Here is a 24187-nt window from a genome sequence, read left to right on the forward strand (position 1 = left end):
GGGCGGGACTCCTTGGGCATGATCATCGGTTGCGTCAACGGGGCTGTGGGCTCATCGGTCGAACCAGTGTCGGTACTGCCATTGCACGGACCGGGTCGGCCCGGTGTTGGACTGGCTGTGCTGCACGCTCAGTTGCCACTCGTCGCCGCCGAGCAGCGGGCCGCGCCAGCCGAGGGACACGCTGGGGGCCAGGCCGTTGCGGCTGGAGTGGGTCACGCCCACCTCCAATCGCGGCCACCAGCGACGCGAGGCCAGGCCGTCGGCTTGGCCCCAGCGCAGGCTCAACCCGATCTCGTGTTGCGAGCCGGGCATCACCTGCGCGCCCGACAGCCCAGTGTCACCCGAGGCCAACCAGCGGCCCAGTTCAGGGCGCGGGCTGTCGTCGGTCCGTTCGCGACGCACCGCAGCATACCCTCGCACGGCCCACACCGGTTCGGCGCGGCGCAGCCAGTAGCCGGCTTCGGCGCGCCACTGTCCGGCCTGGCCCAACACGCCGCCCGCATCGGTGTGGTAGCGCGCCAGGCTGAGCTGGGTGCTGCCGTACAGGCGGCCGTGCGAGCCGTCCCACTGGGCCTGCACACGATGGGTTCGGGCGGCCACGCGCAGCAATTCGGTGTCGGTTGCCGGTGCGTCGAACGCCGTTTGCAGCCGCAGCTGCTGGGTGTCGGTGAGTCGGTAGTGCGCATCCAGGCCCCAGGTGCTGCGTCGAGCGCCCAAGCCGTGCGTGCGCCACCACCCGCCCAGTGTCCAGCGTTCCTCACGCCAGGTGGCGGCCAGGCCGCCAATGCGAGAGTCCGGCGGCAAGGGGCCCAGGATCGAGCCCGCGCGCCGGGTCATTTGGGCTTGACCAACATGGGCGTGCAGTGTCCAGCGTTCGCCCAGGGCCAGATCGGCCTGGGCCTGGGTGCGGCGCGTGGCCACGCCGGACAGCGTCTCTTGCTGCTGCTCCAGGCGCAGCTGATGGGCCTGCTCGCGTTGCCGCTCGGCGGTGAGGGTGGCCAGCGCCCGCAGACGCTGCGGGTCGTCCTCGCGCGCGGATGCCGCTTCCAGCGTGGCCGCCAGCTCGGCCAGTGCGGCACCGCGCTGGCCGAGTGCCCAGGCGGCTTCGGCGCGATCGACCGGGCTGAGCGCTGTGCGTCCTTCGTCGAGATGCTCACGCACCCCGTGGCGGTCATCATGGGCGAGCGCACGCAGCACGCGCAGGCCCGCACCGATGGCGCCGCTGACCGTGCGTCGGGCCAACCACCAATCGGCCCAGGAATCGAGCTCCATCGCCAGCAGCGCGTGCACCAGGCTGGCATCGACCTGGGCTTGAGCGGCCGCATCCAGATCGCCCATGCGCAGCCGGTCGCGCAATCCGGACAGCAGCGCTTGCACTTGCTCCGGCGGAACGCGTCCGGGGGCCAGGCGCAGTTGCAGCAATTGCTGTTGCAAAGCGCGCGCAGCCTGTGCCGCATCGGCGGGCGTGGTCTGGGGCGTGCGCGCTGAGCGCAACAGGGCCCAGGCTTGCTGGCGCACCTGCTGGGCCGCCGCGCTGCGTCCCAGCTCGTCGAGCAGATCGGCATAGGCGGCCAGCCACAGGGGGTCGTGCTGACGGCGGTCCCATTCGGCGTGCATGAGCCGCAGCGCCCAGGCGGGCTGGCCCAGTTCGCGCGCCGCTTCGGCCAACACGAGTCGGCCCTCGGGATCGCGTTCGAGCTGCTGGGCATGCAGCGACAGCGTGAGTCGCAACTCGTCCCAGCGGCGCTGTTCTACCAGCCAGCTCACCCAGTCGGTCAGGATGGACACGTCTTGCGGCGACAGCGAATGAGCCTGTCGCAGCAAGGGTCCGGCGCGCTCGCTGCGGCCCAGCAGGCGCCACACGCCGGCCTGGCGTTGCAGCAGGCTGGGCCGTTGCCGCAAGGCCGCGCCTTCGGCGGTCTCGGCCATGGCCTGCTCCCACTGGCGCATGGCGCGCATGCTGGGCCGCTCGGCGATCACATCGAGCCACAGCTCGGCCAAACCATCCGAAGGTCCGCGCAGCCACAGGGCGGGGGCTCGACGCAGGGCGGCTTCAGCGCCGTCCAGGCGCCGGGTCAAGGCCAGCAGACGCTGGGCCCGAAACGTGCTCATCTCGGCATCGGTGCTTTCGGCGTCCTGGTACAAGCGCTCGTAGTCGCGCCGGGCTGCTTCGTCCTGACCCAACTCCCAGGCCAGATCGGCACGCAGTTCGAGATAGCTCTCACGCAGCGCAGGCGCGGTCTGCGGCGGCGGGTCGGGGGCCAGCAGACGGGCCGCTTCTTCGAGTTGCAAGGCCGCCAGCATCGCGCCGGCGGCTTCCAGACGGGCTTCGGTGTCGAGCCAGCCGCCGCGTTCGGCACGTCGGTAAGCGGCCAGGGCCTCGTCGATGCGTCCTTCACTCCACAGCAAGGCTGCCAACACCCGGTCCAGTGAGCGATGTTGGGCGGCGGCCCGCTGCGCCACCTCCAGCGCTTGTGCGCTCAACCCTTGCTGGCGCAGCAGGTCGATGTAGCTGCGCCATTCCTCGGACGTCAGCGCACCCGCAGCGTCACGCTCGCGCCAATAGGCGATCAGGGCTTCCCAGTCGAACAGTCCCGGGGCCAGGGCGCGCACCCGCTCTTGCGCCAAGCGCGCCACAGGGCCTCGCATGAGCTGCACCCACAAGGGCAAGGCCTGTTGCGGTCGGCCAGCCCATTCAAGCACCCGGGCGTGCCGTTCGGCCCACACGGTGCTGGCCGGGGCCAGGCGGCGGGCCCGCGCGCTGATGTCCAGGGCGGCTTCGTGGTCGCCTGCGCTGGCGAAGATCGCCCAGGCTTCGTCCAGCGTGGCCAGATCGACCGGGGACGGCGGCGCGCCCAGCTCGCCGGGCTCGCCCATTCGCAGCGCCAGGCGCAACCAGCGTGCGGCAGCCTGCGGCACGGCCGCTGTCTGGGCCAGGCGGGCCAGCAGCCAGGCGTCGGCCTGGCTGACGGGAGTGTGCGCCGCCAGGGCCTGGGCGGTGTGCCAGGCCTTGACGGGCTCGTTCGCCCCCAGCCAGGCCTGGGCGGCTGCGCGCCACAAGGCCTGTTGTGCAGCGCCGCGGCTGGCGCGGGCGGCCTCGGTGAGCAGCTCGGCGGCAGCGCGCGGCTGCGACAGCGCCAGCAATCGACGCGCCAAGGCCTGGGCTTGCGCGGGTTCGCGCCGCCCCCAGGTTGCCGCCTGAGCCCACATCGGGTGGTCGGCCTCCAGGGCCTCGAGCGCGTGCAGCAGCTCCAGGGTGTCGATCCAGTCCGCTGCTGATGCCAGGCGGCGCTGACCCACCTCCTTGAGCACCCAGGCCCGCCAGCGCTCGGCCTCGTCGAGACGACCTCCTGCGCGGGCGGCCTGCCACGATGCCAGCGCCACGCGCTCGCGCAGGGCCTGGGTGGCAGCGTCGTCCACCGTTTGCAACGTTTCCCAGGCACGCTCGACCTCGCCAATGGCCAGGTAGCGCTCGGCCAGCAGCCGCAGCAGCCGCGCATCGCCCGGGTGCAAGCGCAAGAGGTTGTGCAGGTAGTCGATGGCCAAGGCGTGGTTGCCCGAACGCTCGACCAGACGCACCAAGCCCTCGCCGGGAAAGACAATGGCCAGCACGATCAGGCATGCGCCGCCCACGCCCAGCAAGGCGCCGCGCGGCAGCAAGCGGCTGCGGCGCGGGTCGTCTGGCGACACACTGAGCAGCCGGGGGCGGGAGGCGGCTTCGGCCGCCGGGGCGGGGGAGCTCAAGCCGGGCGGCATTGCACCTGGAGCGTTGGGCTTGCGCTGCGGATCAAGGCCAACGAACCGTCCTGCCGGACGTGGGCCGTGGTGTACACCCGCCATCCAGCGGGCAAGTCCACCCTCAGTTCCACGGGGCCATGGCCTTGCAGCTGTGCCCGCCATCCACCGTCGCGCCGCGGTTCAAAGTCCACGATCGCTGCATTCGCATCGACGACACGGCCCGCTGGAGGGCCTTCGCGCACTTCGGCGCGCTCGGCCGCGATGTGCACATAGCGATGCGAGCCGTGTTCATGCCAGCCGGCCACCTGTCGGCTGCGGCTCACCGAGGGCTTGGGAGCGGCGCGGGGTTGCCGCCATTGTCGCAGCGGCGACGGGCTGCTCAGCCGCCAACCGCCGCCCAGACGCCGCCCGACGGCCGCAGTCCGCCAAGCCTGCACGGTATCGTGGTACTGCCGCGCCGTGATCGGATGCAGGGCTTGGCCCAGCGCCCAGGCAAACGCTGCATGCAGGGCCTTCGCTCCGGCCGGCTGCGTCACGAGATAGGGGTGAAAGTAAATGTTCACTGGCTTGAGTCGATAGGGCCCATCCGTCATCGTGAAGGTATCGACCACGTGTTCGTAGCCGGTGTACGGGGGCTGCCAGTTATTCGTGTAATCCATCTCGTTGGATGCAGGGGCGTAGACCTGATACTCGTTTTGTTTGGGCAGTCCCATGGGCCACAAGGCCGTCAGGCTGGGGCGCAGCCGGCTCATGGCACCGCCGCCGCCGTTGAGTGTGCCCAACCCTGCTTGGCGGGCCAGCGCCAGGGCGGCAGGCGGCGGGTTGCAATCGCCGGACCACAGCAGCATCTCCACGGGCTTGCCCGGCGGGCACAGGCGTTCGGCGATCCAGGCCTTGGAGCCGGCGATTTCGGTGCGCAGATCGAAAACGTAATTGGGCAGCTTCAGGTGGACACCGTAGCGCAGTTCATACGAGGCTTCGGTCTTGCCCGAGGCTTGGCCCCAGTGGAACGGGTGCGACCAGGTGTGGCTGGCCGCCTGCACGTGGGGCAGCGCCAGGGCCTGTCGCGCCCAGTGCTGGGCCAGGGCGGCCTCGTCGGGGTATACCCCTTGCTCGCTGAGCTCGCCCACGATGAACGAGGCCGTGATGGGGATCGGGTAGCGCATCAGATACTCCTGCACCAGGTACTGGCCGGCCGTGGGGGTGCCGGGCAGGTTGCAGCGGTTGAGCCAGCCGTCGCCGTCGAAATGGACGAAGAAGGCCCGTCGGCCGACGCAGGTGGTCACATCGGGCATCGGATCGAGCCCCAGCCGCAAGGCCCGGCGCAGGAATTCGATCGGCTCCACACACCAACGGTGGCCTAGGCCCGCCGGCAGGGTGTACAAGCCAAAGCCCGGCAAGGCATAGCCGCCCCAGGAGGTGATGGCCGCGCCATCCATGCGCCGGCCCTGATCGTCCTCGGCCCACCACCACACCTGGGCCTCGCGGGGCGCGCGCAGCAACACGGAGGCCTCGGGCAACACCCGGGGGGCGGCCTCGCCAGAGGGGGCCCCGGGCGCGCGCCGCACTTGCACCGGCGCTTGCAGCCGGCCGCGGGCCACCGAGGCGCCCCAGCGGCCCAACAGCGCCGTGGGAACCTGACCGAGCAGGACGACCGGCACCCCTTCGGATCGCGCCCGCTCCAGCAACGGCATGGCCGCTTCGGCCTGGGCCACATTGTCCAGGTACAGCACCACGCCGGCGTATCGGCCTGCCAGCGGCGCGTCAGGGACCGCGGCGTCGACCGCGTGATAGCGCGGCACCAGGCCCAGAGCTTCCAAAGGCAAAGCGCCGTACAAATGCGCCGAACGTTGCTTGAGTTGCAGCGCATGAGCGTCGATCGGATCGTGCACGAGCAACACCTCGCGCGGCACGACTTCAACGCCGCCCACCCCCAGTGTTTCCAGGGCCGGGTCGGCCACCCACGGGATCAACCCGTGGGATGCGATGCGTTGTGCCGTCTGGCGGGCCTGCTCGCGCTGGCCGGGAGCCACGTAGTCGATGGCGATGCCGGGCAGTCCCCAGCGCTTGAGCTCGGCCCAGCGCTGCAACAGCCAGCGCCGATCGTCCTCGGGGACTTCGACATAGGCTTTCGTGGCGGTGTCATGACGACGGTACAGGGATTCGGCCGCCACGGCCGTCACGTGCGCCGCCAAGTCATCGTCGATCAGCTCGAATCCGCGGTTGAGCATCAGCCGCACGCCTGGCCAGCGCCGCACCATGGCGCGCAAGGTCTCGCGCAGCGCCGAGATTTGGGCGCGGCGGGTCGCCTCGTCGCTGGCAAACAGCAGGTATGAATCCAGCGTGTCGAGGAAAAACGCACGGAACCCAGCCTCCCACAACGGGGCGATGATCCGTTCCGAAAAGAAGCGGGACCAGCCCGGCGCGGTCTGGTCGATCACCCAGGAGCCCCAAGCCTCGTTGCGTCGGCGCACCCAGGACGATGGCACGGCCGAGGCGTAGGCGCGCTGGGGGTGCACCTCCCCCAACGATACATAAGCGAAGGCCAGGCTGTCAGGGGCCAGCCAAGCAGCCACGTCGGCCCGTGCAGCCAGGGCGTGCTCGGGTTCGAGCACCACCCAGTCGTACAGGCGCAAGGCCTCCAAGGGGGGCTGAGGGCCGTAATAAAAGGCCACCGCAGGCATTTCGCGGTCGCTGCCGGCGCTTGCCGCAGCGCTGGACAGGGCAGAAGGCTGGGCCTGGAGCGTCGACCAGGCGCTCAGCCCGGCCCATGCGGGCCATTGCCGCAGAAAATCGCGTCGATGCATGACGGGCGCATTGTCGGTCAGGCGGCTCACGGTGCGCCGGTGCCGCGCGACAAAGCCGGGCGGCCCGCTCGGCCATGTCGGCGCGAGAGCCGGTCTCAGTGCACAAAGCCGATGGGGCTGCGACGAGCGCCCAGTTCGGGCAGGTCGCGCACCTCGATGCGGCTGCGCCGGTCCAGCTTGGCGTTGCCAAAGGCCGTCATCCAGGCGCGACGCATCTCGCGCGGGGCCAGCTCGGCGAACCGGTCGAGCACGGCCTCCGGCGGCTCGGGTTCGAAGCGCTCGCCCCAGTCATGCTCGGCGCGGATCGACGCATACAGGCGCAATGCGATCTTGCGCGCGGCCTCGCGGTCGGGCGCGGGCACGGTGTAGACGTTCATCCGGTTCAGGATGGGCTCGGGGATGGCGCGCTCGTCATTGGCCGTGGCCACCCAGATCACCTGGCTGGCGTCGATGGGCACCTCGGCGAACTCATCGGTGAAGCTGCCGGCGGTGTCGTGTTCGAGCAGGCTGTACAGCGAGCCCAGCGGGTCATAGGTCGACTCGGCCGAGGCCTTGTCGATCTCGTCGACCACGATGACCGGGTTCGCATACTGGCCCTCCACCAGGGTTTCGAAGACCTTGCCGGCGCGCGCGCCCTTCCATTGCGACGAGGCGCCCGAGAGCACCCAGCCCGCGGTGAGCGAGCTCATCGCGACGAACCCCATGCCTGTGCCCAGCAGTTGCGACAGCCGCCGTGCGAAGTGCGTCTTGCCCACGCCCGGCGGGCCCAGCAGCAGCATCGGCGTGATCTCCAGCGCATCGCGGCTGTCCTCGCACAGCGCGAGCTGGCGCTTCACGTCGTCGAGCACCTCGGTGAAATTGGGCAGCTCGTCGTAGAGCGCAGCCATCACCGGCAGGCCCGAGGGCTTGACCTGGAAGCGTTCGGGGCCGCGCTCGATCATGCGCTCGTAGGTGGCGCGCAGGTGTTCATGTTCCTTCTGCGGCAGCTTGTCCAGCCGGCGCTCCACGTCGCTGACGCGGTAGACACTGCGCATGTGCGCAATCGGGATGGTGGCGTCCCTCACGGGGACCAGTTCATGCGAGCTCATCGGCAACCTCCACTGCTGCGGTCGGTCGACTCATTGCAGCAAAGCCTAGCGGGGCGCAAACGCCGAACAAACGGGAAAACCCCCGCCTGTTGCAAGCACGAGCCGTGCCGAGTCCGCATGACGTGAAGATTCGCACAAGCCAAAGCCCGACCACACTCCAGGGCTTTGCAAAGCTGCGCCGCAGGGAGCGAACTGCGGGGGAGAGTGCCGCGTCGGCGCTCATCGCAGGTGCGAGTGCACACGCGGATCCGGCTGGGCCGGTCCGCCGGTGTGGCCCCCTTGAGGGGGCGCGCGCAGCGTGGGAGGGAACGAGCCGCGGGGGGGGGGGGGCCGCGTTGGCGCTCATCGCAGGTGCGAGTGCACACCGCGGATCCGGCTGGGCCGGTCCGCTGGTGTGGCCCCCTTGAGGGGGCGCGCGCAGCGCGTAGGGGGTGGGCCTTACTTCACCCAGGTGTTGAGCTGAATGATGGGCAGCAGCACCGCCAGCACGATGAGCATGACGATCACACCCATGCCCACGATGAGCAGCGGCTCCAGGATGGTGGCCAGTTGCATCGCACGGCGCTGCACTTCCTGCCCCAGTTGGGTGGCCGCCCGGGCCAGCATCGTGGGCAGGGTGCCGGTCTGCTCGCCCAGGCGGATGAACATCGCCAGCAGGCCGGGAAAGCGCTTCTTGGCCGCCAGTGCGGCCGCCAGCGGGGCCCCTTCGCGCACCTGCACCAGGGCGTCCAGTGCATCGGCGCGCATCGCACGGTTGCTCAGCGTCTCGGCCGCGGCCTGCAGGGCCTTCAGGATGGGCACACCGGCCCCCGCCAGCATGGCCAGCGTGCCTGCAAAGCGGGCGGCGTTGTAGCCGCGCGAGAGCCGGCCCAGCAGGGGCAGACGCAGCCAGGCCGCATCGAAGCTTTCGCGGAAGGTCTCGTTGCGCAGGCCGTAAGCGAGCAACGTGGCACCGCCGGCCAGCCCCAGCGCCGCCAGCCAGCCCCAGTGGCGCACGAAGTCGCTGACGGCCAGCATGGCCACCGTGAGCCAAGGCAGGGCGCGCTTGCTGCCGGTGAACACCGAGGCCACCTGGGGCACCACGTAGGTGACCAGGAAGACCACGATGATCACCGCCACCAGCGAGACGATGGCCGGGTACAGCGCCGCGCCGACCAGCCGGGCCTTCAGCGCCTGGCGCTCCTCCAGGTCTTCGGCTAGCTTCTCGAGCACCTGGCCCAGTCCACCGCTTTGCTCGCCGGCGGCCACCACCGCCCGGTAGATCTCATCGAACTCGCGCGGGGCCGTGCCCAGGGCCTTGGCGAACGACGAGCCCGCATTGACCTCGCTGCGCAGGTGGGCCACCAGTTCGCGCTGGCGCGGGTCCTCGGCCTCGTCGGCCAGCGCGGTCAGGGCGCGCTCCAGCGGCAGCCCCGAGCTGACCAGGCCGGCCAACTGGCGGGTCCAGATGGCCAGGGCCGTGGCGCTGAAGACCCGGCCGTGCCGGCGTGCCGCGCCCGACTCGCCGGCGGCGGCGCTGACGGTGGCCACCGACAGCGGCACGAGCTTTTGCGCCCGCAACTGGGCCCGGGCGGCCTTAGCGTTGTCGGCCTCGATCAGCCCGGTGCTGGTGCGCCCGGCAGCGTCGAGGGCTTCGAAGCGGTAGGCCGGCATGGGGTCAATCCCGTGTCACACGCAGCACCTCTTCCAGCGAGGTGATGCCCGCTTGCACGAGGCGCTCGCCGTCTTCGCGCATCGTGCGCAGCCCGCCTTGTTCGGCGGCCACGAAGAGCTGCGATTCGGCGGCGCGGTTGTGGATGAGGGCGCGGACCTTGTCGTCGGCCACCATCAGCTCGTACACACCGGTGCGGCCTTTGTAGCCCGTCATGCCGCATTCCTTGCAGCCCACGGGGTGGTACCGGACGGCCCCCAGGCTTGCGCCTTCGTCGCTTCGCCCCCCCGCGAGGGGGCTGGCTCTGTCTTGGGGCGGCCCGGCGACGGGGCCGGCGCCCGCCTCGGGGCGCTTGCAGTGCGGACACAGCTTGCGCACCAGGCGCTGGGCCAGCACGCCCAGCAGGCTGGAGCTGAGTAGGAAGGGCTCGATGCCCATGTCGATCAGGCGCGTGACGGCCGAGGGCGCGTCGTTGGTGTGCAGCGTGGCCAGCACCAGGTGGCCAGTCAGTGAGGCCTGGATGGCGATCTGCGCGGTCTCGAAATCTCGGATCTCGCCGATCATGATCACGTCGGGGTCCTGGCGCAAGATGGCGCGCAGGGCCTTGGCGAAGGTCAGGTCGATCTTGGCGTTGACCTGGGTCTGGCCGATGCCGGGCAGCTCGTATTCGATCGGGTCTTCCACCGTCAGCACGTTGGTGGTGCTGGTGTCGATGCGGCCCAGGGCAGCGTACAGCGTGGTCGTCTTGCCCGAGCCGGTGGGGCCGGTGACGAGCACGATGCCGTGGGGCTGGTCGATCAGTCGTGCAAAGCGCGCCAGGGTGTCGCCGCCCATGCCCAGGCTTTCCAGCGTGAAGCGTGTGTCGCCCTTGTCGAGCAGACGCAGCACCGCACGCTCGCCATGGGCCGAGGGCAGCGTGGACACGCGCACGTCCACGCCGCGCCCGCCGATGCGCAGCGAGATGCGCCCGTCCTGGGGCAGGCGCTTCTCGGCGATGTCGAGCTCGGCCATGATCTTCAGGCGCGAGATCAGCGCCGCATGCAAGGCCTTGTTGGGCTGCACCACCTCGCGCAGCGTGCCGTCCACGCGGAAGCGTACCGAAGAGCTGCGCTCGTAGGGTTCGATGTGGATGTCGCTCGCGCCGTCTTTGGCCGCCTGGGTGAGCAGCGCGTTGAGCATGCGGATGATGGGCGCATCGTTGGCGGCCTCCAGCAGGTCCTCCACGGCGGGCAGGTCCTGCATCATGCGCGACAGGTCCACGGCACTTTCGACCTCGCCCACGACCGCCGCGGCACTCGACTCGCCGCCGGCATAGGCCGTGGCAATGCGCTGGGCGAGGCTGGCCTGGGGTTCGTGCTCGAAGCGGTCCACCTGGAAATGGCGCAGCACTTCGGACAGGGCCGGCACGGCGGCCTGGGCGTCGGCCCATAGCGTGAGCTGCTGGCCGTCGTCTTCCAGCAGCAGGTGGTGCGCCTTGGCAAAGGCGTAGGGCAGGGGGTGGCGGACGGCCATGGCGGGCAGTGCCTCTCAATTCACCGGCTGGGGGCCGGCCGGTGCGGGGGCGGGCGGTGTGGCCGCATCGGCCGGTGGCGGCAGCTCGCGCGCGGGCAGCACGGGCGCTTCGTTGACCGGCAGCAGCGTGCGCGGCGACGGCTGGGTGGCGAGCTGCTGCGCGCGGATCTGGTCGTAGCGGTCCAGCGAGAGGCGGTTGGAGGCATCCTGGTCACGCATCACCACCGGGCGCAGGAAGACCATCAGGTTGGTCTTCACGCGCGAGCGGTTCTCGCTTCGGAACAGGCCGCCCAGCACCGGCACATCGCCCAGCACCGGCACTTTGTCCCGGTTGTCGGTGAACTGGTCCTGCATCAGCCCGCCCAGCACGATGATCTGGCCGTCATCGACCACCACGCTCGATTCGATCGAGCGCTTGTTGGTGACCAGCCCGGCGGTGGCATCGGCCACGCCGCGCGAGACATTCTGGTTCACCACGCTGGAGACTTCCTGATAGATCGACAGGCGCACCGTGCCGTTCTCGCCGATCTGGGGCTTGACGCGCAAGGTGATGCCCACGTCCTTGCGCTCGATCGTCTGGAAGGGGTTGACCGCGCCGCTGCCGGTGCCGGTGTTGGTGAACTGGCCGGTGACGAAGGGCACGTTCTGGCCGATGGTGATCTTGGCTTCCTCGTTGTCCAGGGTCACGAGGTTGGGCGTGGACAGGATGTTGCCGTCCACGTTTTGCTCCAGGAAGCGGGCCAGGCCGGCCAGCGTATAGGTGCCCAGGAAGTTGCGCACGATGCCCACGTTCAGGCCGGCCGAGGGCAGCGAACCGCTTTGCCCGCCGGTGGCGGCGGCCAGCGAGAGCTGGATGATGTTGTTGCCCCCGGTGCCGAAGTTGGTGCCGCCGACCAGGCCCCATTTGTCGCCTTCCTTGCCCAGCAGTCCCTGCCACTGGAAGCCCACGTCGGCCGCCTTGGTGGCGTTGACCTCGACGATCATCGTCTCGACGTAGACCTGGGCACGCCGGGAGTCGAGCTGGTCGATCACCGCGCGCAACTGGCGGTACAGCGGGTCGGGGGCGGTGATGATCAGCGAGTTGGTCGCCGGGTCGGCCTGGATGAAGCCGCCGGTGGAAGGCTGCGCCGCGGCCGCCACCGGGGCGGTGGCCTGGGGGGAGATGACGCTGCTGCCCCCGCTCGTGCCTCCCAGTGTGGCGCCGGTGGCCGTGGCCGGCGCGCCGGTGAGGGTGCCGCCGCCCGAGGCGGCGCCCCCGCGGCCATCGGTCGGGAAGGCGGCACGCAGCACCTGGGCCAGACGCACCGCGTCGGCGTTCTTCAGATAGACCACATGGATGTTGCTGCCGCCCGCGCCGGCGGCGCCGGGCACGTCGAGCTTGGCGACGATCGAGCGGATCAGCGCCAGGCGGGCCGGGTTGGCCGCGCGCACCAGCAGGGCGTTGGTGCGCGAGTCGGCCAGCACCACGCCGGCCGAGGTGCTGCCGCCGGCCACGGCTTGTGCGGTGCCCTGCGCAGCCGCAGGCGCGGGGGAGACGCCGGCGGCTGCAGCAGCACTTTGCTGGTCCACCAACCGCTGCACCAGCACGGCCACGTCGGCGGCCACCGCGTGCTGCAGCGGGATGACCTCCACGTCGGTGGCATTGGGCAGGTCCAGCGCGGCGATGATGCGCGACAGGCGCCGCAGGTTGTCGGCATAGTCGGTGATGACCAGCGAGTTGTTGCCCGGGTTCACATTGATCGTGTTGTTCGGGCTGATCAGCGGACGCAGGATGGTGACGAGGTTGTTCGCGTTCTCGTGCTGGATGCGGAAGATCTGGGTGAGGATGGTGTCGCCACGGGCAGCCACGCCGGGCCCCGCGGACACCACGCCGGTCTGCAGCTTGGCATCGGCCTCGGGCACGATCTTGTACAGGCCCTCGACCTCCACCACGGCAAAGCCCAGGCCGCGCAGCGCGGCCAGGAAGCTCACGTAGGCCTCCGAGCGGCTCATCGGCTGCTCGCTGTACAGCGTCATCTGTCCCTTCACGCGCGGGTCGATGACGAACTGGCGGCGCAGGATCAGCCCCATCGCGCGGGCCACACCGTCGATCTCGGCGTTGACAAAGTTCAGTGTGACCTGGCCGGCGGCCTCGGCGGCGGGCTGCTGAGACCGCGCGACTGGGGCGGTGCCCAGGGCCAGGAGGCCGGCGGCCAGGGCCGCACACAGGACCTGGGTGCCACGTCGGGCCAGAGGAGTGCGTTTCATGCTCATCCGATCGAGATGACCGAGCGTGCGCCGTCGCGCCGCCCGATGATGTTCAGGAGATTGTCCAACGCGTCCTGGAAGCCCTCGCCGGCGCGGGCCTCGCCCCGGAAGCGTACGCCGCTTGGCCCCCAAAGGCCATCGCCGCTGAGCTGCAGCGCGCCTTCGCGCGTGGACAGGACGATTTGCACCTGGCCCTGCTCGTTGCTGAACAGGCTCAGGCGGTAGCTGCCCAACTGGCTGAGCGTGACCAGGGGCGAGGAGGCATGGAGGATGTCGAGGTCGGCGCGGCCCTGCACCAGCCAGCGCCCGGCCGTGCCTTGCAGCGTGAGGCCGGGGCTGGACAGCCGCAGCGCCCCGCCGAGCTTCAGCGTGTTCCACGGCGTGCCCAGGCCGCCGAGGAGGGCACTGGGCCACTGGCCCGTCCAGCCCCCCGGCTGGGGCTGCAGTTGCACCGACAGGCGCGACCAGCCGAACTGCACGCGCAGGCCCACTTCACCGTTCAGACAGCACGCCTGGCGCAGCCGCACCATCGCGCCCAGCCCCTCGGGCCGCAGCGCCCAGTGCAGGCGTCCGGGCAGGGCGGTGGCGTCGCGGCTGCCCGGTCCGCCGGACAGCACCAGCACCGCATGGCCGTTCCAGACGGTGCCCTGGGCCTGGGCCAGCAGCACGCGCTGACCGCTGGCGGTGGCCACCGCCGAGGCCAGCCAGGTGGCCGGAGCGAACAGCAGCAGCGCCAGCAGCGCGCCGGTGACGGCCCCGGCCCAGCCCCAGCGGCGCAAACTGGCCTGGCGGGCCCGCGCGGCCGCACTGGCGGCCGAGTCCAGGCGGGAGTTCGGGAAGCGCGAATGGCCGAAACGCGAGGCTCCGAACTGCGAGGCGCGAAAGCGCGAGGCTGCCTGGCGGGCCTCGCGCCAGCGTCCCAGGCGTGCGGCGAGCCAGCTCATGGGGCCTCTGCGCCGAGCACCAGCACCACGGTGCCGTTGTAGCCGTTGCCGCTGCGGGTGAGCTGCACATCCACCGGCCGGGCCCGCGCGGCGTTGCGCGCCTCGCCCAGCCAGGCCCACAGCACATCGCCGGGCAGGCCCTGCACGACCAGCGTGGCCTGCTGCCCCTGCAGGTTCAGGCGGGCCGCCGGGCCCAGCCGCTCGGTCGCGGCCTGCAGAGCACGCGCGGCCTGGGCAGCCGCCACCGTGGGAGCCTCACGCAGGTCGCGCGCCTCCTGGGCCAGGCGCCGCATGTGCTGCAACTGGGTGCTCACCTCGGCCAGGCGTTGCGGGGTGTCGCGCAGCGTGCGCAGGGCCGGCTGCAGCCCCACCCACCACAGCAGCGCGAGCAGCACCAGCACACCGGCGAACCGCACCAGGCTGCGTTCACGCTCGTCCAGCGCGCTCCAGCGTGAGCGCACCTGCTGCTGCCAGTGTTGGCGCCATTCCTCCAGCGTCATGAACGCCCTCCCACGGCACGCCGCACGGTGACCTGGGGCCCGTTGCGCTCCACCACCCAGCCCTCGGGCTCGAGCTGCCGGGCGAGTTCGGCAACGGCCTCGTCGGGCCAGTCTCCCACCGCCACGGTGAGCTGACCGGGCTCGAAACGCAGCCCTTCGAGCACCCGGCCTTGCGGCCAGGCGCCGGCCACCGCCTGCAGCATGGGTTCGAGATCGGTCTCCCCGGGACGGCCGGCACGGGCGCGCAGCAGCTCGGTCTCGCGCTGCATCTGCACCGGCGCGTCGAGCACGGCGCGCACCTGCGGGAAGGTGGTCTGCAGCAAGGCGACCTGCTCGGCGCGCAGCGCCTGCAGGTCGTGGCGCTGCTTCCAGGCCCAGGCGTTCAGGCCCACGAGCTGCACGCCCAGCAGCGCCGCCAGGCCCAGCCGCACGGGCCGCCAGGAGGGCCCTCGGAAGGTGTGCCAGCCCTTGCGCAGCGCCCGCACGCCGCGTGGGCGGCTGCTCAGGTCGAACTGGCGCAGGTTCCAGGCAGACTGCGCCGCCTGCAGCGCTGCCTCGGGGCGCGGCAGCACCTCCACCGGCTGGCCTAACAGCTGTTCGGCTGCGGCCACCGCGGCAGGTTCGGCGCTCCACAGGGAAGCCAACGGCTCCTCGCCGGAGCCGTTCAGCCAATGCCGCACCAGGCCGCCCGCCGGGCGCAGCACCAGCACCCCGTCCGGGCGCGACCACACCACACGCAGGGCCTGGTCATCGGACGGGTCGGCCAGCTCGAAGTACCCGCGCGGAGGATCCCCGGGCTCGGCCTGGGGGACGACCCGGTCGACCACGATGCCGGCGGCCTCCAGCGCGCCCAGTTGCAGCGTGAGCCAGCCGCGGTGCGTCGCCACCACCCAGGTCGGCGCGGTGGCCGACGCCCCGGGGGCAACGGCCAGATGGGTGTCCTCCAGGTCCTCGAGCAAGGCCTCCTCGAGCAACCCGGCCAGGGCGGCGCGCAGCCGGGCCTGCGGGGCCTTGGGTAGGCTGACCTGGTGCCAGGCGAGATCGACGGCCGGGGCCACGGCCACGACCGTGTCGGCGCGCGGCATCAGCGCCGGGGCACAGCGTCCGTGCCGGCCGACCAGGACACCGTCGCGGCTGAGCACGTAGTCGAACTCGGCCGGCGCACGCAGTGCCGGAGCCGCTTCGCCGGCGGCAGCGGCGTCGCGGGGGCCCAGGCGCGGGCGCGGGGCCAGCGAGATGACGAGCAGACTCATACCGGGAGAACCATCGGTTCGATGCAGGGCCCGCGCCCGCCCCGGGGCGGGCGCCTCTGGGCAAGCCTCAAGGCGTTTGAAATCAATGCATTATGCGCATCCCTTCACCCCCGGTGTGAAGAAATGTCGCGGGTGGTCCCTGGCGGGCACCCCCGGGCCCATGAACGAGGGGGCGTTCAGCGGCCCTCGCCGAGCACCAGGGCGCTGCGTTCCCGCCACAGCGAGACCACCTGCAGCCCCCGTCGCTCGACCAGCGAGCGCTCCTGCACGGCCCGCTGGTCGATGCGCAACTGCCCCACCACCTCGAAGAAGTCCGAACTGACCCCGACCTGCTGATCCGACAGGTTCGTGCCCGGCGGCAGCAGCGGGGTGGCTTCGCCCGCACTGCGAAACGGTGTGCGCTGGCGGTGCTGCACCAGCCGGTCGGCGCTGGCCAGGTCCACCCCGAGCACCGCGGCCAGCACCTCGCGTGAAGCGGTGTTCAGGTTGACCGGCGTGGGCCGCGGCAGCACGGTCAGGTAGGGTGAGAGCCGCTGCACCGTGGCAGCCTCCAGCCCGAGCCAGCCCAGCAGCTCCGGGGTGGGTGGCATCAGGGGGCGGTCGGCGGGGGCGTCCTGGCCGGTGGGCAGCGGAGCAAAGCCCTCGGCGAGCACCTCGACCGTGCTCGCGTCCACATGCAGCAGCTCGCACAGGCGTTCCAGCGCCTGCCGGTGTGGCAGTGCGGCATCGGCAGGCTGCGCCAGGTTGGTGAGGTTGAAGCGGGCTTGCAGGTCGCTCAGTCGGCCGGCCAGGAAGGCGTCGGGCGCGGCATCGGTGTCTGCCGGGCCGGCGGCCAGGAAGGTGGAGAGCCGGGCCTCGGCCAGCGGCGTCGCCCAGGGCTCGGACAGGTGGTCCACCGAGCCGGAGCGGCGGTCCTCGCGCAGAATGAGCCGGGCCCAGTCCAGCGCGCCGGTGAGGATCCACGACGACTGGGCGCGACTGCGCTCGGCCGATTCGATCTGCACCGAGCGCCACTGCCGCCACAGCATGCTGCTGGCCAGCGTGGCCACCAGGGTCACGATGATCATCGCCGTCAGCAGCGCGGCCCCGCGGGATGGTCGTCGGCGCATGGTCGGCTGGATGCTCATTCGGCCCTCAGTCGCAACACGACATCGCGCGTGACCTCGCCGGACAGGCCCGACTCGGGCGTCAGTGTCAGCACCAGCCGCACGCCCTGGGGCAGGGCCTGGGTGCGCGGGTCGCCGGCCGACTGGTCTCCGGTGGACTGCGGGTTCGTCCAGGCGTTGTTGCGCCAGAAATAGAGCTGCCACTGCCCCACGCCTGGCAAGGCGGCCAGGTCGCCCGGCTCGCCGCCCAGCAATTGCAGCGAGCGCATCCAGGCATCCTGCAACTCGGCGCGGCGCGTCACCGGCGCGCTGGCCCAGCGGTGCCATTGCCGACCCCGCAGGGTCCACACCACCATCTGCACGCCTTGTTCGCTGCGCCGCGTCAGCCGTGCGGCGCTGCCATCAAAGCTCAGGGCCGGCACCAACCGGGTGTCGTGCAGCGCGGCGAGATCGGCCTCCCACTGGGCCAGCACGGTGTTCAGGCGCAGCACCTGGTCGAGCCGGGCCTCGGCGATCTCCTTGGTGCGCACGATGCCGTCCACCCCGCGCCAGGCCAGAGCGGCCACGATGGCCAGGATGGTGACGGTGACGAGCACCTCGATCAGCGTGAAGCCGTGGTGCCGGCGCATCTCAGTACCGGGGCAGGATGGTCGACAAGCTCACCAGCGGCTGCCCTTCGGGCGTGCTGATGCGGGCATCGACGCGGCGGAAGTTGGGGTTTGGCGTGGGCCGGATCTGCAACTGGCCCGTGTAAGCCCGTCCAGCCTGCTCGCAGGCGAAGCTGACGTCGCCCACCGAGGGGAACTGCCGTGCCAGCACCAGGCCGGCGAGCTGGTTCTCGGCGCACCATTGCGCCGCCATGTTGTCGCTCAGGCGCTCAGCGTTGCTGCTCAGGGCCCCGGCCGCCTTGACGCCTGCCGACAGCGCCAGCGCCACCACGGCCAGCGCCACCAGCACCTCGACGAGCGTGAACCCTCGCGGCGAGTGCTTCATGGGGCGATCGCGAAGGCCTGCAGGCCGTCGGTGGCCACGGTGAGGCGCCGATCCTCCAGTGCGAGCGTCACGCGCTGCGCCCCGATCAGCGGGTCCGGCCCGAGCGTCAGCCCCCCGGCTCCGTAGACCTCGGCGCGCACCCCCTCATGCAACCAGTGGGTGGGCAGCGCCAGGCTCTCGGGCAGGCCGACGAAGCGAAAGCCCCCGGCCGTCGGCACCCAGCGCACCGCCACGCCGGAGGCCCGGGACTCGACCCGCGCCGACTCCAGCAGCGCCGCCAGGCGCTCGGCCTCGCGTTCCAGCGCGGTGGCCTGCGGGTCGCGTACCGCCAGGCTGACGGTGCCCACCACCACCGCCATCAGGCTCACCACGATCAGCAATTCCAGCAGCGTGAAGCCGCGCCGGGCTGCACGAGATGGGCGACGCTCGCCAAGCATCTCAGCCCCGTGCACCCCACCAGCCCTGCGAGCAGGCGCCGCGGAGCCGGCCGCGCCGATTCCCGACGGCTGGCGCGCCAAGCACACAGGGCGTGGCACATTCACTGCCAGGACCCGATGTCCGCGTTCAGACCGTCCCCGCCGGCCTGGCCGTCGGCCCCGAAGCTGAACACGTCGATCTCGCCACGCACCCCGGGGTTCAGGTACTGGTAGGGGCGCCCCCAGGGGTCGTTGGGCAGCTTGTCCAGGTAGGGCTTCCAGTTCGGCGGGATCGGGGCCGTGGTGGGCTTGGCCACCAGGGCCTGCAGGCCCTGCTCGGCCGTGGGGTAGCGCTGGTTGTCCAGTCGGTAGAGCTTGAGCGCTTGCATCAGGTTGTTGACGTCGGTGCGGGCAGCCGTCACGCGGGCGTCGTCGGCGCGGTCGAGCACGTTGGGAACGATCAACGCAGCCAGGATGCCGATCACCACCAGCACCACCATCAGCTCGATCAGCGTGAAGCCGCGGTGCAGGTGACGGGCGGCGCGATGGCGCCAGGAAGTCAGGGTCGAAGTCATGGGTCTCGCAGATTCAGGGTCCACCAGGAGGGTTCGGGACACGGCGGCCCCCGTGCAGCATAGCGCGAGCGCCACACCCCGGGTGACAACACGTCTGCCGGGCAGGCCTTGAATCATAATGGGCTGATGTTCGCCAAACTCGGTGCCTTCGTCGTCTGGGCCCTGGCCGCCGCCAGTGCGATGTTCTGGGCGCTGCGCCTGGGCAGTTCGCCGCTGCCCGTGCCGTCGCATACCGGCACCGTCGTGGCGCAGTCCGGCAGTGCCGCCTCGGTGCTGCGCCTTCTGGGGGGCGCCCCCCGAGCGGCCAGCCCGGCCGCCCCCGGCCCCAGTGCGCAGAGCAGCCGCTTCAAGCTGCTCGGCCTGATGGCCCCGGCGCCCGGCAGCGCGGGGCCTGGCGTGGCGCTCATCGCGGTGGATGGCAAGACGCCGCGCGCCTATGCGGTGGGCCACCCCGTCGATGGCGAACTCGTGCTGCTCAGTCTGGGCCACCGCAGCGCCGCTCTCGGCCCGCGCGACGGGACGGTGGCCCTCACGCTGGAACTGCCGCCCCTGCCAGCCCCCCAGACCGGCACCCTGCCGGTGGCGCGCCCCGAGGGGCCAGCCTCCTGACCGTTGGGCACCGCCACCCCCTGCCCATGGACCCACCGGCCCTTTCCCCTGCCGAGCGTCCCGGGCGGGCGCAGTGGCTGGCGGCCTTGCAGCCGCATCCGCCGTTCTCACAGATGCAGCCGGCACACATCGAGCAGCTTCTCGACGCCGCCACCTTGCTGCGTTGCGTGCCTGGCCAGGTGCTGCGCCGCCCCGAGGACGGGCCGGTCCACACCTTGTATGCCGTGTTGGCCGGGGCGGTGACCGGCCGGCGGGGGCTGGCCGACCTGGAGGCCACCGGCTTCCAGTACGAGGGTGGCGATGTCTTTCCGGTCGGCGCGTTGATGGGGGCCCGGCCGGTCACCGCCACCTACACCGCCACCGAACCGGGCTGGTGCCTGCTCATCCCGCGCGAGGCCGTCGATGCGGTGGCGTCGGCGAGCCCGCCGTTCGCCGGCTTCCTCGGCGGGCGCATCCTGCAGTACCTGACCCTCTCGCGCCGGGCCGTCCAGGCCGACGCGGCCTCCCAGACCCTGGCCGAGCAGTCCTTCGAGACGGCGCTGGGCCATCTGGTGCGCCGGCAGCCGGTCACCTGCCGGCCCGACACGCCGCTGGCCGAGGCCCTGCGCACCATGCACGATCAGCACATCGGCTCGCTGCTGGTCACCGACGCCGCCGGCTGCCTGCAGGGTATCCTCACCCGCCAGGACGTGCTCGGCCGTGTGGCACTGGCGCAGCGGCCGCTGTCCACACCGGTTGCCGAGGTGATGACCCGGCCGGTGCACACGCTGGCCGCGCACGACACGGCCCAGGACGCGGCCCTGATGATGTCGCGCCATGGCATCCGCCACGTGCCGGTGCTCGACGGCGAGCGGCTGGTCGGCCTGGTCAGCGAGCGCGACCTCTTCGCGCTGCAGCGCCTGTCGCTCAAGCAGCTCAGCTCCGACCTGCGTCATGCCCGCGACCTGGCAGCCCTGCGTTCGGCGGCGCCCGACATCCGGCGCTTCGCGCGCAGTCTGCTGGCCCAGGGCCTGCGTGCGCGCCAGCTCACCGAGCTCGTCAGCCATCTCAACGACGTGCTGACCGCACGCCTGGTGCACCTGATGGCACAGGCCCACGGCCTGGACATGGACCGGGCCTGCTGGATCGCCCTGGGCTCCGAAGGCCGCGGCGAGCAGACCATCGCCACCGACCAGGACAACGGCCTGGTCTTCGACAGCGACGACCCGGACCGCGACCGGGCGCGCTGGCTGGCCTTCGCGAAGGACGTCAACGAAGGGCTGGCGGCCTGCGGCTATCCGCTGTGCCAGGGCGGGGTGATGGCGATGAACCCCCAGTGGTGCCTGACCCCGCGTGAATGGTGCGCTCGCTTCGACCACTGGATCGAGCATGGCGCCCCCGAGGATCTGCTGCACGCCAGCATCTTCTTCGACTTCCGTGCCCTGGCCGGCCAGGGGGCACTGCTCGACCCCATGCGCCAGCTCGTGCATCGCCGCGCCCGCGCGGTGCCGCGCTTTTTGCGCCAGATGAGCGAGCTCGCGCTGCGCCATCGCGTGCCGCTGAACTGGCTGGGCGGCCTGGACACCACCCGCGAGGGCGCGCACGAGTGGGTGGACCTCAAGATGCAGGGAGCGGCCCTCTTCGTCGCGGCTGCGCGCATCTACGCGCTGGCCCATGGGGTCACGGCCACCGGCACGCGCGCGCGCATCGAGCAGGCCGCCCCGGCCATGGGCGTCGAGCCCCAGGAGAGCCAAGCCTGGATCGCGGGGTTCGAGTTCCTGCAGACCCTGCGCCTGCGCGTGCAGATCGGTGCCGACGAGATGCCCGCGCAGCCCAACCGTCTCGACGTGACCCAGCTCAACGACATCGACCGGCGCATGCTCAAGGAAACCTTCCGCCTGGCGCGGCGGCTGCAGCAGCGGCTGGAACTGGACTATTTGCGCTCGTAGCGGCGCGGCTCACAAGCCCATCGGCCGGCTGGGCCCCGGATCCTCGCCCTCGGCCACCTCGCTCAGTAAGGCCGCGGCCGCGTGGATCAGCGGCCAGGCCAGCGAGGCGCCGGTGCCGTCGGTGCATTCCAGCCCCAGTTCGAGCAACGGGCCCTGCCGGAAGTACTCGAGCGCCAGGCTCAGCCCCGGGCGGCTGTGGCTGCGGGAGAACACCGCATAGTCCACCACCGGGGCCGCGATGCGCGAGGCCACGGCCAGGGCGGCACAGGCCGGCAGGCCGTCGACGATGATGAGATGGCGCTTGCCCGCGGCCACCAGCATCGCACCGACCATCATCGCGATCTCGAAGCCGCCCATCGCGGCCAGCATCTCCACCGGCTCGCTCACGCCGCGGTGACGTTCCAGCACCGCCTGCAGCACGGCCACCTGGTGGCCCAGCAGCTCAGGCGGGGCCTGCGCCGCCGGTTGCACGAGCTGGGTGAGCGGCAGCAAGGCCAGACGCGAGAGCAGCAGGGCCGCACTGGCCTCGCTGCCCACGCCCAGGCCTGCACAGGCCAGCACGTTGCCGGGCAGGGCATTGGCGATCTCCATGCCGGCCCGGATCGCGGCCTGGGCCTGGTCCAGCGACATGGCCGCGCCCACCCGCGAGTTGCGCGTGCCGTGGGCGATCTTGCGCGACAGCAGCAGCGGGTGCCGCCCCAGGGGCTCGGCCAGCCCGGCATCGACCACGGTGAGCCCCAGGCCCTGGATGTGGGCAAACACCGCCAGCGGCGTGCGCAGCGTGATCAGGGCCTGCACCTGCTCGGTGCTGGGCGTCGTGTCGGGCGCGGTGATGCCGTCCACCGCCAAGCCGTGGTCACCGGTGAACACGACGAGCTGAGGCGTGTGCAGCCGGGGCTTGAGCGTGTTCTGCACCAGGCCCAGGCGCACCGCCAGGGGTTCGAGCTCGCCCAGGCTGCCTGCAGCGGTGTTGCGCGCGGCCAGCTTGTCGTGCAGTGCCTGCTGCAGCGGGGGGTGATAGGTGGGGGCGATCAGCGAACGGTGCAGGCTCATGGCAGGCCGCCGGAGGGAGGATGCTCTGCCTGCGCCGGCCGGCCCCATTCTTCCAGCGCCCCCCGGGGGGCGCAATGGGGCGCCGGTCCCCCAAACGGGGGTTCAGCGCAGGAACAGCCGGTAGGCCGGGTTGTCGGTCTCCTCCATGCACGGATAGGCCAGCGTGTCCAGGAACTCCCGGAAGGCCTTCTTGTCCCCTTTGGGCACCTGGATGCCCACCAGGATGCGGCCGTAGTCGGCGCCCTGGTTGCGGTAGTGGAACAGGCTGATGTTCCAGCTCGGGTGCATGGTGGACAGGAACTTCATCAGCGCGCCCGGCCGCTCGGGGAAGATGAAACGGAACAGCCGCTCGTCGCGCGCCAGCTCGGAATGCCCGCCCACCATGTGGCGCAGGTGCTGCTTGGCCAGCTCATCGTGGGTCAGGTCCAGGGTCGGGAAGCCATGCTTCTGGAAATGCGCGGCGATGCGTGCCGACTCACCGCGCCGGCTCGTCGTCAGGCCCACGAAGATGTGGGCTTCGTCGGCGCCGGAGATGCGGTAGTTGAACTCGGTGACGCTGCGCTCGCCCAGCAGGGCGCAAAAGCGCTTGAAGCTGCCGCGTTCCTCGGGAATGGTCACCGCGAACAGCGCTTCGCGTTCCTCCCCCACCTCGGCGCGTTCGGCCACGAAACGCAGCCGGTCGAAGTTCATGTTCGCGCCGCAGGTGATGGCCACGAAGGTCTTGCCCTTGCAGCGGTGCGTCTCCACATACTGCTTGATCGCCGCCACGCTCATCGCCCCAGACGGCTCGAGGATGCTGCGTGTGTCCTGGAAGACGTCCTTGATCGCCGCGCACACCGCATCGGTGTCCACCACCACGTAGTCGTCCACCAGCTGGCGCGTGAGGCGGTAGGTCTCCTCGCCCACCAGCTTGACCGCCGTGCCGTCGGCGAACAGGCCCACGTCGGGCAGCTGCACCCGCTTGCCCTGGCGCACCGAGCGCACCATGGCGTCGGAGTCTTCCATCTGCACGCCGATCACTTTGATTTCCGGACGCACGGCCTTCACGTAGCTGGCGATGCCCGAGATCAGGCCGCCGCCGCCGATGGCCACGAAGATCGCGTCGATCGGCCCCTGGTGCTGGCGCAAGATCTCCATCGCGATCGTGCCCTGGCCGGCGATCACGTCGGGGTCGTCGAAGGGGTGCACGAAGGTCAGGCCCTTCTTGGCCTCCAGCTCGCGCGCGTGCGCGTAGGCGTCCGAGAAGCTCTCGCCGAACAGCACCACCTCGCCGCCCAGGGCCCGCACCGCGTCGATCTTCACCTGCGGCGTGGTCACCGGCATCACGATCACCGCCCGGCAGCCCAGGCGGCGTGCGCCCAGGGCCACGCCCTGGGCATGATTGCCGGCCGAGGCGCAGATCACCCCGCGCCTGAGCTGGGCCGGGCTCAGGTGGGCCATCTTGTTGTAGGCTCCGCGCAGCTTGAAGCTGAACACGGGCTGGTTGTCCTCGCGCTTGAGCAGCACCTGGTTGCCCAGACGCTGTGAGAGCTGCTCGGCCGGCTCGAGCTCGGTCTCCACGGCCACGTCATAGACGCGCGCGGTCAGGATCTTCTGCAAGTAGTCGGCCGGCGACAGGTGCTTGCGGCGCCGCGCCGGGGCGGTCGCACGGGGGGACTTGGGGGTGGCTCGTGCCATCAGGCTCCTCCTGGGAAGCCGTCGAATATACGCGAGCCCCGCCGCCGTTTTGCGGCGCAACACCTCTGACACGGCAGCGTGCGCCCAAGA

Annotated in this window: 18 protein-coding genes; 2 read left to right on the forward strand and 16 right to left on the reverse strand. The window is 71.2% G+C overall.

Translation table 11 applies throughout. The features are described from left to right. Positions 1-51 precede the first annotated feature (51 nt). The 14 genes from AC1ECW_RS11660 to gspG form a co-directional block, all read right to left on the reverse strand. Positions 52-3744 (reverse strand): tetratricopeptide repeat protein, encoded by a 3693-nt coding sequence (locus AC1ECW_RS11660; RefSeq protein ID WP_409704978.1) that lies wholly within the window; start codon positions 3742-3744, stop codon positions 52-54. After that, positions 3741-6545 (reverse strand): bifunctional glycoside hydrolase/polysaccharide deacetylase family protein, encoded by a 2805-nt coding sequence (locus AC1ECW_RS11665; protein WP_481201887.1) that lies wholly within the window; start codon positions 6543-6545, stop codon positions 3741-3743. Before AC1ECW_RS11665 ends, AC1ECW_RS11660 begins: the two co-directional genes overlap by 4 nt. A gap of 95 nt (positions 6546-6640) precedes the next feature. Continuing rightward, a complete protein-coding gene (locus AC1ECW_RS11670; protein ID WP_409704982.1) occupies positions 6641-7633 on the reverse strand; it encodes an AAA family ATPase in 993 nt (330 codons plus the stop codon). A gap of 438 nt (positions 7634-8071) precedes the next feature. Further along, on the reverse strand, positions 8072-9286 hold the full coding sequence (gene gspF, locus AC1ECW_RS11675) for a type II secretion system inner membrane protein GspF (RefSeq protein ID WP_409709654.1): 1215 nt from the start codon (positions 9284-9286) through the stop codon (positions 8072-8074). A 4-nt stretch (positions 9287-9290) separates the two neighbouring features. Continuing rightward, positions 9291-10796 (reverse strand): type II secretion system ATPase GspE, encoded by a 1506-nt coding sequence (gene gspE / locus AC1ECW_RS11680; RefSeq protein WP_409709657.1) that lies wholly within the window; start codon positions 10794-10796, stop codon positions 9291-9293. A 15-nt stretch (positions 10797-10811) separates the two neighbouring features. Then, positions 10812-13049, reverse strand: coding sequence for a type II secretion system secretin GspD (gspD, locus tag AC1ECW_RS11685; RefSeq protein WP_481201888.1), 2238 nt, complete (start codon positions 13047-13049; stop codon positions 10812-10814). Further along, a complete protein-coding gene (gene gspN, locus AC1ECW_RS11690; protein WP_409708463.1) occupies positions 13046-13987 on the reverse strand; it encodes a type II secretion system protein N in 942 nt (313 codons plus the stop codon). Before gspN ends, gspD begins: the two co-directional genes overlap by 4 nt. Further along, on the reverse strand, positions 13984-14487 hold the full coding sequence (gene gspM, locus AC1ECW_RS11695) for a type II secretion system protein GspM (protein WP_409708460.1): 504 nt from the start codon (positions 14485-14487) through the stop codon (positions 13984-13986). The genes gspN and gspM overlap by 4 nt, the downstream gene beginning before the upstream one ends. After that, positions 14484-15740 carry a type II secretion system protein GspL gene (gene gspL, locus AC1ECW_RS11700; protein ID WP_409708457.1) on the reverse strand — a complete coding sequence of 419 codons (1257 nt, stop codon included), beginning with the start codon at positions 15738-15740 and terminating at the stop codon, positions 14484-14486. The genes gspM and gspL overlap by 4 nt, the downstream gene beginning before the upstream one ends. Before the next feature lie 176 nt (positions 15741-15916). Next, positions 15917-16849, reverse strand: a complete 933-nt coding sequence (gene gspK / locus AC1ECW_RS11705; protein WP_481201889.1) for a type II secretion system minor pseudopilin GspK — start codon at positions 16847-16849, stop codon at positions 15917-15919. A 14-nt stretch (positions 16850-16863) separates the two neighbouring features. Continuing rightward, positions 16864-17475 (reverse strand): PulJ/GspJ family protein, encoded by a 612-nt coding sequence (locus tag AC1ECW_RS11710; protein WP_409708451.1) that lies wholly within the window; start codon positions 17473-17475, stop codon positions 16864-16866. 1 nt (position 17476) lies between these two features. Further along, complete coding sequence (gene gspI / locus AC1ECW_RS11715) at positions 17477-17839, reverse strand: type II secretion system minor pseudopilin GspI (RefSeq protein ID WP_409708448.1); 363 nt, start codon at positions 17837-17839, stop codon at positions 17477-17479. After that, positions 17836-18276, reverse strand: a complete 441-nt coding sequence (locus AC1ECW_RS11720; RefSeq protein WP_481201890.1) for a pilus assembly FimT family protein — start codon at positions 18274-18276, stop codon at positions 17836-17838. Before AC1ECW_RS11720 ends, gspI begins: the two co-directional genes overlap by 4 nt. A 101-nt stretch (positions 18277-18377) precedes the next feature. Further along, a complete protein-coding gene (gene gspG, locus AC1ECW_RS11725) occupies positions 18378-18830 on the reverse strand; it encodes a type II secretion system major pseudopilin GspG (RefSeq protein WP_409708442.1) in 453 nt (150 codons plus the stop codon). 126 nt (positions 18831-18956) lie between these two features. Between gspG and AC1ECW_RS11730 the strand changes: the two genes are divergently transcribed. After that, the gene (locus AC1ECW_RS11730) at positions 18957-19439 is read left to right on the forward strand and encodes a type II secretion system protein N (RefSeq protein ID WP_481201891.1); all 483 of its coding nucleotides are present in this window, start codon (positions 18957-18959) and stop codon (positions 19437-19439) included. A 26-nt stretch (positions 19440-19465) separates the two neighbouring features. After that, entirely contained in the window at positions 19466-21367 is a 1902-nt protein-coding gene (locus tag AC1ECW_RS11735; RefSeq protein WP_481201892.1) for a DUF294 nucleotidyltransferase-like domain-containing protein, read from the forward strand. A 9-nt stretch (positions 21368-21376) separates the two neighbouring features. Here the strand turns inward: AC1ECW_RS11735 and AC1ECW_RS11740 are convergent, their stop codons facing one another. Together AC1ECW_RS11740 and ilvA are read right to left on the reverse strand one after the other, a co-directional pair. Continuing rightward, on the reverse strand, positions 21377-22420 hold the full coding sequence (locus tag AC1ECW_RS11740; RefSeq protein WP_409703714.1) for a nicotinate-nucleotide--dimethylbenzimidazole phosphoribosyltransferase: 1044 nt from the start codon (positions 22418-22420) through the stop codon (positions 21377-21379). Between the two features lie 102 nt (positions 22421-22522). Then, on the reverse strand, positions 22523-24097 hold the full coding sequence (ilvA, locus tag AC1ECW_RS11745; protein ID WP_481201893.1) for a threonine ammonia-lyase, biosynthetic: 1575 nt from the start codon (positions 24095-24097) through the stop codon (positions 22523-22525). Positions 24098-24187: the final 90 nt, after the last annotated feature.

This window comes from Caldimonas hydrothermalis (assembly GCF_056746695.1).